Source organism: Actinopolymorpha sp. B17G11 (assembly GCF_040196095.1).
Classification (GTDB): Bacteria; Actinomycetota; Actinomycetes; order Propionibacteriales; family Actinopolymorphaceae; genus Thermasporomyces.
The window spans coordinates 88,365-102,283 of record NZ_JBEFTW010000020.1; the positions used below are offsets into that span (position 1 = coordinate 88,365).

At 69.6% G+C, this 13,919-nt stretch carries 11 protein-coding genes; 1 reads left to right on the forward strand and 10 read right to left on the reverse strand.

What is annotated here, in order from left to right; genetic code table 11:
• Positions 1–13: 13 nt before the first annotated feature.
• Genes ABN028_RS20540 through ABN028_RS20565 form a run of 6 tightly spaced genes read right to left on the reverse strand, consistent with a single transcriptional unit; the run spans position 14 to position 7,128 of the window.
• A complete protein-coding gene (locus ABN028_RS20540; protein WP_349697762.1) occupies positions 14–1,918 on the reverse strand; it encodes an ATP-binding protein in 1,905 nt (634 codons plus the stop codon).
• Entirely contained in the window at positions 1,915–3,171 is a 1,257-nt protein-coding gene (locus tag ABN028_RS20545) for a Pvc16 family protein (protein ID WP_349697763.1), read from the reverse strand. Before ABN028_RS20545 ends, ABN028_RS20540 begins: the two co-directional genes overlap by 4 nt.
• The gene (locus ABN028_RS20550) at positions 3,168–4,274 is read right to left on the reverse strand and encodes a hypothetical protein (protein WP_349697764.1); all 1,107 of its coding nucleotides are present in this window, start codon (positions 4,272–4,274) and stop codon (positions 3,168–3,170) included. The genes ABN028_RS20545 and ABN028_RS20550 overlap by 4 nt, the downstream gene beginning before the upstream one ends.
• The gene (locus ABN028_RS20555; protein ID WP_349697765.1) at positions 4,271–5,008 is read right to left on the reverse strand and encodes a hypothetical protein; all 738 of its coding nucleotides are present in this window, start codon (positions 5,006–5,008) and stop codon (positions 4,271–4,273) included. The genes ABN028_RS20550 and ABN028_RS20555 overlap by 4 nt, the downstream gene beginning before the upstream one ends.
• Before the next feature lie 31 nt (positions 5,009–5,039).
• Positions 5,040–5,561 carry a phage tail protein gene (locus ABN028_RS20560; RefSeq protein ID WP_349330802.1) on the reverse strand — a complete coding sequence of 174 codons (522 nt, stop codon included), beginning with the start codon at positions 5,559–5,561 and terminating at the stop codon, positions 5,040–5,042.
• A 25-nt stretch (positions 5,562–5,586) separates the two neighbouring features.
• Complete coding sequence (locus tag ABN028_RS20565; protein ID WP_349697767.1) at positions 5,587–7,128, reverse strand: phage tail sheath family protein; 1,542 nt, start codon at positions 7,126–7,128, stop codon at positions 5,587–5,589.
• A 166-nt stretch (positions 7,129–7,294) separates the two neighbouring features.
• Here ABN028_RS20565 and ABN028_RS20570 point away from each other — a divergent pair, with 166 nt between their 5' ends.
• Positions 7,295–7,708 (forward strand): hypothetical protein, encoded by a 414-nt coding sequence (locus tag ABN028_RS20570; RefSeq protein WP_349697768.1) that lies wholly within the window; start codon positions 7,295–7,297, stop codon positions 7,706–7,708.
• 65 nt (positions 7,709–7,773) lie between these two features.
• Here ABN028_RS20570 and ABN028_RS20575 read toward each other — a convergent pair whose 3' ends face one another.
• The 4 genes from ABN028_RS20575 to ABN028_RS20590 form a co-directional block, all read right to left on the reverse strand.
• Entirely contained in the window at positions 7,774–9,483 is a 1,710-nt protein-coding gene (locus ABN028_RS20575) for an ABC transporter ATP-binding protein (RefSeq protein ID WP_349697769.1), read from the reverse strand.
• A 200-nt stretch (positions 9,484–9,683) separates the two neighbouring features.
• Positions 9,684–10,262, reverse strand: coding sequence for a dihydrofolate reductase family protein (locus tag ABN028_RS20580; RefSeq protein WP_349697770.1), 579 nt, complete (start codon positions 10,260–10,262; stop codon positions 9,684–9,686).
• Between the two features lie 173 nt (positions 10,263–10,435).
• The gene (locus tag ABN028_RS20585; RefSeq protein WP_349697771.1) at positions 10,436–11,248 is read right to left on the reverse strand and encodes a class I SAM-dependent methyltransferase; all 813 of its coding nucleotides are present in this window, start codon (positions 11,246–11,248) and stop codon (positions 10,436–10,438) included.
• Between the two features lie 112 nt (positions 11,249–11,360).
• Positions 11,361–13,766: a LuxR C-terminal-related transcriptional regulator gene (locus tag ABN028_RS20590; protein WP_349697772.1), complete on the reverse strand. Its 2,406-nt coding sequence runs from the start codon at positions 13,764–13,766 to the stop codon at positions 11,361–11,363.
• Positions 13,767–13,919: the final 153 nt, after the last annotated feature.

The window sequence follows — 13,919 nt, forward strand, 5'->3', positions numbered from 1 at the left end:
GCCGGCGTACCGGTTACTTCCGGCCGGGGACGGTGCGGCCGGTCTTCGCGAGTTCCCAGCGGGTCGCCGCGGCGACGTCGGCCGCGTTGACCTCGCCGCGGTCAGCCCCCAGGTACGCCGCTGTCAGTGCGGCGGCCGCGATCCCGCCACCCGGCAGGTCGACGCCCGCGAGCTTGCGCGGGTCGAGTCCGGACGTCGGCGTCTGGGGTGGGAACGCCCGCCGCCACATCGCCTCGCGGGCGGCGAGGTCGGGGTACGGGAATGTCACCACGACCCGGAGCCGCCGCAGGAACGCCTGGTCCAGAACGGATCTCGCGTTGGTCGTGAGCACCGCCAGGCCGCGGAACGACTCGATCCGTTGCAACAGGTAGCCGACCTCGAGGTTGGCGTAGCGGTCGTGGCTGTCCCGCACCTCCGTCCGCTTGCCGAACAGTGTGTCCGCCTCGTCGAAGAGGAGCACCGCGGCGCTGTCCTCGGCGGCGTCGAAGACCCTGCGCAGGTTCTTCTCGGTCTCGCCGATGTACTTGCTCACTACCTGGCTGAGGTCGACGACCACGAGGTCCAGCGCGAGGGCACCGGCGACGACCTCGGCCGCGAGCGTCTTGCCGGTGCCACTTGGCCCGGCGAAGAGCGCAGCGGTCCCCAGTCCGCGCGCCGAGCGGTCGGCGAAGCCCCAGTCATCGAGCACCGTAGCCCGGTGTCGTACGCCCGCGACGAGCGCGCGCAACTGGTCGAGGCGACCCGCCGGGAGCACGAGGTCGTCCCAGCCGGCCCGGGGTTCGACGACCTGCGCCATCCCCGCGAACCTGCTCCGTGCCCGCGTCCGGCAGGCCTCCCAGAGTGGCCGCCCGCGCCCGACGTCCTCAGCGGCCGCCTCGATGTCGGCGACGGCCAGGTCGAACACGCCCGCGGTGGCGAGCGTCGCGGCGTCGTCCGGGCCGGGCCGCGTGCCGCGGTGCCGACGCAACGCGGCCGACAGCATCGCGTGTCGCTCCTGGACTCCGAGGCGGGGAACACTGACCCGGACGGCCCCAGCGGGGGCGGTCGTGTCGTCCGTCGCCAGCAGCACGGCGGGGACGCCGAGGCCGGGAAGCGCACGCAGGAGCCCGCCGACCTCGTCCGCTCGGGCACCGTCGAGATCGATTGCCCACGCGCACCCGGCCAGTACGGACTCGCGTTCCATCAGGCGCAGGAGGTGGTCCCGGTCGGCTGGTGCACGCGGGAGGTCCGTGGCGGACACGACGAAGAGCCGTTGGCCACCGGCCGCCTGACCCGCCGCTGCCGCGACGGTGGTGAGGTTCTCCCGCTGTGGTCCGCTCAGCACGACCAGCCGGCCGTCGGCCCAGGCTGCCGCGACGGCGTCGGCCGCCTCACGTAGAGAGTCGGCGAGCTCGACCGCGGTGCTTGCCGGCCGGGCGACCGCGGCGAGCTCGGGATCGAGGTAGCCCGCGCCGACCAGGTGGTGGAGCACCCGTTCGGCCACCAGCAGCGGCGTACGAGTCAGCGAGGTCGGGTCGAGCAGCCGCAACAACTGCCACCGCCGCAACGGGGCGGTCGGCGTCATTGCGCCCCAGGAGGCCTCGGGAAGAGTCGACAGAGCGAGTGCGAACGTGGGCCGCGGGTCACCACCGACAGCCGCGATCTCGTCAGCGGCCGCCGCGACGAGTTCGGGCCCGGCCGCGAGCAGCAGAGCCGACCGCTCGAACGTCGTCAGGCCGAAACCCTGCACCACCTGGTCCAGGGCGCTCGGACCCGGCAGCCGCTCCTGCGCGCACGCTGCGGCCGCCCGCGCTTCGTCAGGTCCGGGTCCGTTGACCTCCCCGGCGCGGTGCCGGAGCAGCGCACGTAGGACGCCGAGCTCGGCGACGAGAGCATCCCGGTTGGCCTGCTCCCACGTGGCGCTGGTGGTCTCGGTCATGGCGCCGGAAGCGTGACGGACGGTGCGGCGTAGGTCTCACCCACGAGGCCGGGCAGGCTGTCGACACCGTCCACCTGGAGACGCACGAGCCACCGACCCTCCGGGATGTCGTCGGAGGGGACGAGGAGCGACGGCTGCGGTGCCTCATCGTCGGGTAGCGGCGGCAGGACGAGGGTCACGTCGGTGGGATCCTCCGGAGAACCGCCTGACAGCCGGCCGAGGACCACGGTGACACGCTGTCCGGCCTGCAGTGGCGGGCTGACCGCGAGGGTTACGGCGTCGGCGTCGATGCCCGTCACGTTCACGGAGGGGCGGACGACGAGAGGGACGGCGTTGGAGGTTGCGACGACTCGGGACGGTGCTCCGGCCGGGCCGGCCGGGGACCGGTGGGTCACCTGTACCGCGTGTACGCCCGCAGGCACCGTGTCGGCGACCACAACCCGCACCTCGTCCGCGGTGGCTCCGGGCTGTGGCGCGAGGGCCACCGAGCCGATCCTGACCCCCGCGCCAGGCCCGAGGAGGCGGCTGCCGCGGACGACGACCGTCGATCCGGTCCCCACCGCCTGGTCCGCGGGGTCGGTCGTGACGCTCGCAAGCCGGGGTGGCCCCGAAGGGCTCACCGTCAGAGCCCGCCGACGAACCGGCAACGCCACCTTCGGTGTCACGTCCGCGGCGATCAGCACCACGGTGGCGAGGTAGGTCAACGACAGCTGGTACGGCGTGTCCAGCATTCCCCACAGGTTGGACATCTCCTCCAGCGACAGCGTCGCCGAGGAGAGCTTGACCAGCTCCACCTCGTCGGCGAGGTCGGACGCTGCGAGGAACGGCGTCTCCGTGTCGTCGCCGCTGTAGAGATCCAGGGCGGCGGTCACGACGCCCCGGGTGAGCATGGAGGTGGCGGCCAGGGCGCCGACGACCCGGCCGAGCAGCCGCTGCGGTTCGAGCCGCGTCTCCTCGCCGTAGCAGGTGAGGAGGTAGTGCAGGTCGAGGGCGGCGATCGGGCGCTTGACGGTGGAGCCGTCGCCGCGTCGCGTCGGCAGGTCGGTGAGGTTCCACGCGTGGTTGGGGGTTCCCTGGTAGCAGTACACGTTGATGCCCGCACTGCCGGCGAGATCGGTGGTCACCAGCTTGGATGGGTGCAGCGTCGTCACGGCCGCGTCTCCGACCTGCCCGGGGTGCGTACGTTCGAGGGCCCGGTCGAGGACGTACCTGATGGCCGAGGTGACCGCAGCGATCGCCAATGAGTTGCTCATCCGCGCTCCCGGCGGCGGGTGAGGTAGCCGGCGTGGTCGACACGGGTGCGGCCGGACCGTGGGGCGGGCGCCGGCACCGGAGCGGGGGTGGGTGGGGGCGCCGGTGCCCTGGTCACGACGACGCGGTCGATGTGGACGTTCACCTCTGGTGCTGCACTTCCTGCCGGAGCGCCACGATCGATTCGCGGTCCGGACGCCTCGGAGCCGTGGCTGCGGACCTGTCCGGTGCGTACGCTCACGGTCCCGGGCGCCGGTGGGTCGCGGTGTCTCGCCGGCGAGCCGTTCGGGGTGTCGTCGACGACCACGATCTCGTCGCGGGACACCGCACCCCGGTCAGCCAGGTGCGGGAGGACGTGGGTTCGCAGCAGGGTCGCCAGATCGGGTACCGGTGGACGCGAGTTTCCCGTGGCGCGTCGCGCGGGCGACAGTGGCTCGCCCGTCGTGGCCGCCGAAGCTGCCTGACTGGACGGCTCGGGTGCTCCGCGAGGCTGCTGCCGACGCCGCGAACCGGGCTGCTGCTGGACGGCGGGCGTTGATCCGGCGGGACGCGGAGGGGGCGTGGTGGGTGTCGAACGCTCCTGAGCCAGCGGCTGCCGTGGGCCGTCCAGTTCTGATCCGGCCGGTGCCGCTCCGGAGGGATCGACACCGGGTCGGTCCCGGTCCGGGCGGGTCGCGGCGATCAGTGGCGTGGACGGGTGCGGGCCGCCCGGCGAATCTGGCCCGGGACGCGGTGCGACGTCGGGTGGGGTGGTGCGCCGGAGGGGCAGGACGGCCGGAGGGTGGGCTGGTCCGGGGCGTGCCCGCCCACCGTCGATCGGGGCGGACGGGTGCGAAGGTACGCCGTTCGCGGGCTGACTAGACCTCAGCCGGTCCGGGAACCGCGGGTCGATGGCACGGTCACGGGTCTCACTCGACACCTCGGGCAGCACGAAAGCGGGTAGCTCAGTCACGTCTGCGTGCTGGGTGCCGTTCGGGAGCCATCCTCGCGCCGGCCCGCCGGTACCTGGGTCCGTCGCTGTCTCGTACGGCTGAGGCTGGCGCACCGCGACGGGCACTTCCTGGCCGGACGCTCGCGCTGCCATCCGCGCGAAGAACCCGCTCACCGGGCACCTCCTCGGGCAAGTTCGAGGTAGGTGCGACGTCGGACCGGTGTGAGCGCGAGCACCTCGGCCTCCGCCCATCCGAACGCGGCGGCGAGCTCGGCGACCTCGGCGAGGATGGCGGGTGCGGCGTACGCCACCCGGTCCCAGAGGAGAGCGGCAACGTCCAACGGCGCGACCACCTCGGTGCCGCAGGACGGGCAGGCCGTACGCACGACGACCGCCGCGGACCCGGCGAGTTCCTCGGCCGCGGCGTCCACCAGCGTCAGCGCGGCCTCGTCGAGGCCGTCGGCATCGACCGGGGCGTTGTCCTCGGCGCGGACACAGCGGTTCAGGAGCTCCCGCGCGGGGTCGTGTGAACCGCCGGCGGCGACCAGGTCCCTCGTCGTCGGTGCGCGGACCAGCAGCCTGCGGCCGCCGGCGAGTGCGACCGCGGACTCCGCGCCCACGGACTCGTCCTGGGACGCGGCGACGACGGAGGCCATCGGTAGCTCCACGTCGAGCAGCTGCCCACAGCTGTGACACGTCAGGATCCCCGGAACCACAGCACCGAACTCCTCGGCGTAGAGCCGGGCGGCCAGCGACGCGACCGCCCCGATCGGGAGGTCGAGGGCGGTGTCGAGGTCGTCGACCAGCCCTGCCCGGTGGAGGAGGACCGTGCCGCGGGCAGCCGGCGGCACACCGGCAGCGTCCTCCCACGCGACGAGCAACCGCCCGGGATCGCGGAGAGCGCCCATTGGCCGTCCTTCCGGTCAAGGTGCCGAGAGGTCAGGGCTCGACGAACGACGGTTCCGTCGGCTCGGTGACCGCGTAGTCGCGTTCCCATCCCTCGTTCTCCAGCTTGAGGCTCTGGATCGCGACGGCGTTGGCGTTGGCGTCCAGCTCCGGCAGTGACTGGAACTCCGAGACCCAGCAGCGGAACACCTTGTACGCAAGGGCCAGCTGGCCCGCCTCGTTGTAGACCTCGATGATGATGTCCTTGCGGAAGTCCTTCAGCGAGGTCTCGGCTCCGAGCCCGGAGCCGAAGTTCCACACCTTGTTCGACCACTGCTCGAAGTCCTGGTCGTGGGTCACACCGCGTTCGAGCATGATCGCCTCGAACTCCGAACGACCGGGTGACTTGCGACTGCTGCTGGGGTCGCCGCCGTGCCGGTGGGCCACCACCTCGGTCGTCCGCTTGAGGGCACCCACCTTGCTGATGCCGGCGACGTACCGGCCGTCCCACTTCACCCGGAACTTGAAGTTCTTGTACGGGTCGAAGCGGGTCGCGTTCACCGTGAACTCGGCCATGCCGCCCCTCCTTTCCGCGTGCCGCTCAGGCCGACGCGCTGGTGGTCTTCTGCTGGATGCCGATGACCACGAACTCGGCCGGCTTGAGCGGTGCGAAGCCGACGAGGATGTTGACGATCCCGCGGTCGATGTCGTACTGCGTGGTGGTTTCCCCGTCGCACCTGACGAAGTACGCCTCGCGCGGCGTGCGACCCTGGAACGCGCCCTGCCGGAACAGGTCCTGCATGAACGCGCCGAGCGTGGTGCGGACCTGCGACCACAGGGGTTCGTCGTTCGGTTCGAACACCACCCACTGCGAGCCGCGGTAGAGACTCTCCTCCAGGAACAGCGCCAGCCGTCGCACGGGCACGTACTTGTACTCGTCGGACAGGATGTCCGCGCCGCGTAGGGTCCGCGCTCCCCACACCACGGAGCCGACGCCACGGAACGTCCGCAGGCAGTTGATGCCCTTCGGGTTCAGTGCGCCGTTCTCGGAGTCGGCCAGGTTCACCGTCAGCCCACTGGCCCCCGCGAGGCCGGCGTCGATGCCCGCCGGCGCCTTCCAGACGCCCCGGGACGCATCCGTCCGCGCCATCACACCGGCGACCGCGCCACAGGGCACGAACTCGCCGACCGCGCCGTCGCGTAGGGGATCGGGGCGGCGGATGCGCGGGAAGTACAGAGCACCGTTGCGGGCCATCTCCCCCGAGAGGCCTCGGGCGGCGAGCCAGGCCTCCACCGTTGTGTGTGTCGCCGTACCGGGTGGGTCCACAAGGAGGAACGCGCGACGGTCCCGGCAGAACGACAGGGCCGTGGCCCACAGGGCGTCCGGCAGGTCTCCCGCCGGACTCGACGGGGGCAGGCACAGCAGGGTGAACAGGTCGGCCTTCGCCAACGCGAAGAGGCCCTTCTTCCCGCTCGCGAACGTCGTACCGTCGTCGTAGTCGTCGGCCTGGAGAGCGGCACCGTCGTCGCCCTGAGCGGTGGACGCCACCACGTAGCTGCCCGCGGCCGGCCGGTCGGCGGGCAGCGCTCCCGCGGTCGAGACCAGCTGCGAGGCCCGCAGCACCAGGTCCACCCGGCGCGGGCCTTCGACCACGGTGAGGTTGAGGAAGTCCTCGCGCAGCCGTGGGGACTCTGCCGGCCCTTCACGGAGGGTCAGGTGGAACAGGTCGTTGGCGTCCACGCCCTGTGCGGCCGCGACCTCGGCCGCGTCACCGGCGGACGGATGGGTCACGTCCACCTCGAGAACGTTGCCCCAGGAGCCCGGCCCGGACGCCGTGAGCGCCAGGCCGTCGACGTCGAGCTCGGCGCTGGTGGCGCCACCGGCGAGCCGGACCACGAGTGCACTGCTACCACCGTTCAGGTAGTAGTCGCGGACCGCGTAGCCGAGTCCACTCTCGCGCCAGAGGCCTCCGAAGACGCGCTCGAACTCGGCGAAGGAAGCGATCGACACCGGTTCGTCCACCGGCCCTCGCGCGGCCCGCCCGACGAATGCGACGATCGACGTCGCGACGCCGGTGATGGCGCGGCTACCACTGGGGATCTCCTGGACGTACACGCCCGGGTAGGTGAGTGCTGCAGGCATCGCAGGCTCCTTCGACGATGATCGCCTCGGCTCCTCACGGTGCCCGAGCGCCGTCACCTGCTCGTCACACCCGCGTCACGGGCTCGGTGACGCGGCGGTGACACCGCTTTGACGGCGCCGGCGCATTGTGGACGTACGAAAGCAGGACAGTCCCGAGGAGGTCCCCATGGTCGACGTCTCCGTGACCGCGTCGGTCAAGGTGCAGGGCGGGCCCACGATGCCGCTCGGAGCGAGCCTGGCTCCGGACTCGTACACCTTCGCGTCGAGCTCGCTCGAGGCTGCCGGGGGAGCCGACGAGGTGGAGGTCCCGCTGTTGCCCGACGGTGGCACGGTCGCGTTGCTGGCGCTGAGGGCGACAACCACCGGTGGTTCGGGGCAGGGCTCCGCCGCGACCGTCACCGTGACTCCGAGCCACGGGACGACGAGCGGCGACCCGATCGTCGTCGACGGAACGCTCCTCGTGGCCAACCCCCATGTGCTCGCGGCGCTCGTCACCGACGGACCGCGTGGTCTGACGGTGAAGAACGACGGCCCCGATCCGGTCGCCGTGGACGTTCTCGTCTGTCTCGACACCCCTTAGCTTTCCCTGTGCACCAAGGGCAGCCTTCGCCACCCGCGCGCCCCGTCGACCAGGATCGCCAGCCGTCAGACGGTGAATGGGGTGACGACCCGGCCCTTGTCGAGATGGATGGTCTGGTCGGCGTTCTCGATCGTGCTCTGCCGGTGGGCGATGATCAACATGGTGCGCCCGGCCAGGTGGTCGGTCATCGCGTCGTGGAGCGCGGCTTCGGTCAGCGTGTCCAGGTGAGCGGTTGCTTCGTCCAGGATCACGATGGCCGGATCGGCGAGGAAGAGCCGGGCGAGGCTGAGTCGTTGACGTTCTCCGCCGGACAGCCGGAATCCGCGATCACCGACCGTGGTGTCGAGTCCTTGCGGGAGGGTGTCGATGAGGGCGGCGAGCTGGGCGCGACGCAGGGCCTCCTTGAGGTGGCGGTCGGTCGCCCCGGGCCGGGCGACCGTGAGGTTGTCCCGGAGGCTGGCGTGGAGCACGAAGACGTCCTGGGTCACCATGCCGATGGCCCGGTGCCGCGAGGTCGGAGACAGCTCGGCCAGGTCGAGGTCGTTGATCATGATGCGACCTCGGGTCGGCTGGTGCACCCCGACGGCGAGCAGTGCCGTGGTGGTTTTGCCGGCTCCGCTGGGTCCGACCAGAGCCGTCGTACCACCAGGCACGAGAGAGAACGTGAGGTCGGCGACCGCCCAGTCGTGTTCGCCGACGGCGGGAGTCTCCGCTGCGAGGTCAGGCAGGGTCGCTGTTCCGGGCGCGGGATGCCGGAACCACACGTGCTCGAACGCGAGCCGTCGCGCCGACGTGTCGAGCTTCTGCTGACCTGCCGGCTGGTGGACCGGCATGTCCAGCACCGCGAAGATCTTCTCCAGTTCGATGATGCCGCCACTCAGGCTGAGCCCTTGGATGCTGATCTGCACGAGCGGGTCGTAGATCAACTTCACCAGGCCGGCCATCGCGACGACCTGTCCCACCGAGGTACCCTGCAGCGCGCCGGCAGCGTAGGCGCCGGCCACGCCCAGAGCGGCAAGGGCGGAGGTGAAGAACTGGGATCCGTAGAAGTTGTTGTTACGCCGAATCACGGCCGCCGTGATCTTGGCCGCCCGGGCGGCGAATTCCGCGGATTCGGCGGGGTGTGAATGGAGCAGGTGCCTGGACACGGCACCTTCCACGTTGAGTCGTTCGGTGAGGAAGTGCTCGACCTCACTGGTGGCGGCGGTCTGGTCGCGCCCGGCCGCAAACAGGCGATGGGTGAACACCCGGAACGGGATCATGAACAGTGGAACCATCGCCAGCACGACCACGACCGCGCTCACGTTGATACTGCCCAACGTGACCACAGCCAGGACCAACAGCACTCCCTGACCGACCAACGCGCCGAAGATCGACTGGATCAGGTTGTTGGCCGCTGAGGGGCTGCGCGTCAGCCGGGAAACCACGGCGCCCGCCTTGGACTGGGCATGGAACGCGTACGGCTGGGCGGTGATCTGGTCGAACAGCGCCAACCGCAGCGCCTCGGACATCCTGGTACCGACCTCGGCGCCCCAGGCGTTCGCGACGGCACCCGCCCCGGTGGCGATCATGCCGAGTGCGAGCGCTACGCCGGTCCACGTCATCGCGACCGTTGTGGCGCCCACCGCCAGTCCATCGTCGACGACCCGCTGAAACGCCAGCGGGACCACGACGGCGAGGAGCGCCGACGCCAGCAACAACGCGACGAACAGGGCAAGCCTCAACCGCTGTCCTGCCAGGAAACGGCGCAGGCGAAGCAGAAGGGAAAGATGCATCAGGAGCCTCCACTGTGATTTCAGCAGCGAGGCCCAAGGCTCTCTGTCAGGGCTGGTGGCGGCTCTCGGGCGACGCTGTCACTGGATCGGACATGATCGTCACCCCCTTCCACACCTGACGCCAGCACCGTAGCAACGCCCGGCGAACCCTGACAAACAACTTTCCCACCGCGTCCTCTGACCGCCGCCGGAAGGCCAGTTCAGCCGCCGACGCCAGGCGGCCCGTCGAGCACCGTGGGAACGTACTCGAGCAACTGGAGCCGGCCGTCAAAGGTGCGGCTGTCCACCAAGTCGAGTGCGATGTCGCGGTAACCGTCGAAGATGCGCTCCTTCCCGGTGGCGCCCGTGATGACCGGGAAGACGACCACGCGGAAGCGGTCCACCACGCCGGCTTCGAGCAGCGACCGGCACAAGGTGAGGCTGCCCAAGGCGCGCAGCGGTCGGGAGTCGCGCCGCTTCATGTCCTGCACGGCCTCGACGGGGTCCCCGTCGACCAACTCCGTGTTGGCCCACGACAGTGGTGCCTTCAAGGTGGAGGAGAACACCACCTTGGGCAGCGCGGTCAATGCGGCAAAGCCGGGATCGTCGGCCATCTCGGCGGCGAACCCGGACATCAGCCGGTACGTCGTCGCACCCATGAGGGTGGTGTGCTCGCTTTCGGCGCTTTCGCTGATCCACGCCAGATACTCAGGCCCCTCCATGCCCCAGTAGCCGGGCCAACCGTCCGCGGACGCGTAACCGTCGAGGGAGATGATGAAGTCCACCGTGAGGCTTGACATCGTTCTTTCCGTTCCTTCCGCAGGGCGTGCAGTGTCAGTGTGGTGACCGATGGCGAGACGGAAACTCATCGGTCTCGGGCGGCCTGTCCACGCAACACGCCACCGGTTCCTCCAGTACCGGACAGCCGCCGATGCCGGAAGAGAACCTCTACGACGTAGCCTTCACCTCTTGGTCACTCGGCGCGCTGTCCAACCCGGAGGACGCTCAGGTAACGGCGTGATACCCGGTCGCCCATCCGCGTGCGGATGCGTTCGGCGATGGCGTCGAGCAGGGGCTCACGGACGTCGCGGTCGAGCCTGCGGTACAGCGACGTCGAGCGAAGGAGATCGGCGAAGCCGTCGCCGTTGAACCACTGAACGGTCGGGTACCAGCGCACGATCGTGGGGCCGAACAAGCCGCCGGGATCGTCGACGAGTCCCCAACCCTCGTCGGCTGTGCGCACGTCGCCCTCGAGTGGCGGATGACCCCAGCCGGGGTTCCCGGGGGAGAACCGCTCGTGGAGATCGGCGGTCTCGGCGTACACCTCCGGCTCTCCCGGCCGGCGGACAACGACGTTGCCGAGCAGCGCCATCCAACCACCGGGGTAGAGCACGTCGTGCGCTCGGCGCCAGCCAATCGACGGGTCGACCCAATGCCACGCCGACGCAGCCACCACGACGTCGAAGCGTCGACCGTCGTCGTCCCACGTCTCAAACGTCGACGTCTCGACTTCGACATTGCCGAACGTAGCGAGCCGTTGGCGAGCGAGTGCGGCCATTCCCGCGCCCGGCTCGACGGCGGTCACTGAGCACCCGAGCGCCGCCAGCGAGCGCGTCGCCTGGCCGGTACCGCAGCCCACCTCGAGCACCGACGACCGTTTGTCCATGCCGGTGACAGTGACGAGGTCCGCGAACAGTTCATCGGGATAGCTCGGTCGAACACGGTCGTAGAGTTCCGGCACCTCGTTGAACACCCGACCGAGATCACGCCGATCCGCGTCTGCCATCGCACCATCCTGCCGAAACTGTCGCCGCCTGCCGACCCTGGGGAAGCCTCCGTACCGCTGAACCTCGCGCGCAGTTTGAACCGGGCCGTCCGAAGTGCGCGCGTCCCCGCGGTCATCGGTGGCGTCTGGTCAGCCATGTCACGACCTGCGTGCGGGATCTGAGTCCCAGTTTCATGAGGATGTTCTCGACATGGGTCTCGGCTGTACGCTGCGAGATCACCAGGGTGTTGGCGATTTCCTTGTTGGACTGGCCTCGTGCGATGAGGTCGGCGACCTCTTGCTCCCGCTTGGTCAGTCCGGCTTGGGGTGGGGGCGCACCTGTTGGCTCGGTGGCGGTCGGTGTCGCCTTCTCGCCGAGGGCGTAGGCAATCGCATCCTTCTGTGACATCGACCGCCCTTTTTGGATCGCGGCCTCGAATGCCTGGTCTCCGAGGGCATTCCGGCTACGCGTCCTGCACGTCTCGCTCCCCGCGAGCAGAACCTTGATGCCTGCCAGCGGCCTGCCGATGAGTTGCCACATCTTCTCCGCCGCCCCGAACAGCACACCGGCGCGTTCGGCATCTCCCTCCGATGAGGACACGAGGGCCAGAAGCTCGATGACGAAGGGGAAGCCCAGTGGATCCTCGAACTCCCGCTTGGTGCGGAGTGATTTTCGCAGGTGGACGCCCGATTCCTGATGCCTGCCGCCTATCCACAGGATGGCGCCGAGGTGCCAGTCGATCCACGAGCGTGTCCAGCGCTCGTCCGACGCGGCGCAGATGGCACGACCCTCGGACAGAAGCGCCACGGCGTACTCAATGTCTACGTGTGCGGCAACCCAGGCTCGTTGTGCGAAGACCAGGAGACCAGGAGCGGTCCAGCGGTCGGAGCTGCGCTGGCGGTCCAGTGCCTCGTCCAGCAACACCTCACCGCGGACCACGTTGTTGTCGAACGTTTCCGCCTCGCCGAGGAACTGCATGGCGTAGGTCGTCTCGGTCTCGTCGCCCAACGCGCGCGAGAGGGAAAGACTCTCCTCGAGATGGGCCAAACTTGCCTCGTTGTCGCCTTGCAGGTATCCGATCCAGCCGGCCCGCCACAGTGCCCTGGCGCGCTCTTTCGTCGGGCTCGCGTCGAGGGCCAGGATTCGGTCGAGCCAGTAACCCCCGTCGCGCACGAACCCACAACCGACCCAGTAGAACCAGAGCGCTGCACCCATGCGTAGACCTGTTCGCCCTTCACCTTGGGTGCTGCAGCAGTAGTCCAAGGCTTGCCAGAAGTTCGCACGTTCCCACCGCAGGCGCTGTAGCCACTCCAGCTGGCCCGAGCCGCACGACTCCGCGTCGGAGGCCTCGGCCAGCCGTAGGAAGTAGTCCCGGTGCCGCCGCAGAAGCGCAGCTCGCTCGCCACGTTCGGCCAGTCGCTCGAGGCCATAGTGCCGGATCGTGTCCAGCATCCGGTATCTCGCCAACGTGCCGCGCTGGTCCCGGATGACGATGGACTTGTCGACCAGGCCGGCGATCCCGTCCAGCACTTCGGCGGCGGAACGCTGATCGTCGGCACACACAGCTTCCGCGGCCGCCAGGTCGAAACCGCCGACAAACACCGAGCATCGAGCCCACAGCTCCCGCGCGGACTCCGAGCACAGGTCGAAGCTCCAGTCCACCGTCGCCCGCAACGTCTGATGCCGCGGCAAGGCGGCACGACTCCCCCCGGTCAACAGTCGGAATCGGTCCTCCAGCCGAGCAAGGATCTGCTCCGGCGCCAACACGCGCATCCGCACAGCGGCAAGTTCGATGGCGAGCGGCACACCGTCCAACCGTTGGCACAGGCGACTCACCACACGTTCGCTGGTCCGGTCCACGACGAAGCCAGGCAAGACGGATCTGGTTCGATCCTCGAACAGTTGCACAGCCTCCGAGTAGGTGGACACCACACTTCGATCCGCTCCGCTCAGCGCCGACGAGCCGTGCTCCGATCGGGTCGGTTTGTCGAACACCCGAGCCGACTCGGCCACCTCTGACAGGGACAGCGGTGCAACGGGCCAGATGTGCTCGCCCTCGATTCCGAGCGGCTCCCGGCTTGTCGCCAACACCCGCAGGCCCGGCGCGGTGGAAAGCAACGTGGCGCACAGGTTGGCGGAGGGGCCGAGCACGTGTTCGCAGTTGTCCAGGATCACAAGGATGGTCTTGTCGGCCAGATAGTGCGCGAGCACGGTCTCGTACGTACGTGCCGACTGGTCCCGCAGGCCCAGGGCGGCCGCAACCGCACGATCGACCATCCCCGGGTTCTGCAACTTCGCCAGGTCCACCCAGCACACCCCGTCGGTGAACGCACGTCGCAGGGTGCGCCCCACCCGCAACGCCAGCCGTGACTTGCCCACACCGCCGACGCCGGTGAGCGTCACCAGCCGCGACCGCGCCAGTGCGTGCTTCACCCCGGCTGCGGCCTCCCGGCGGCCAACGAAACTCGTCACCTCGACCGGAAGGCCACCCAGCTCCCGAGTCAGGCTGTCGGCCGAATCTGTTGCCAATGTCGGCATGCGCCTATTTCACCAAGTACAAATCCACGATGAAGGGCGATTCCATGCGGTTTACGCAATCCGCTCACCGCATTCGGACCCCGCTGATTCCACGCTGATTCATGCTGCGTTGTCTACGAGCGTACGCCAGGAGCCGCACCCCGGCGGGGGCGC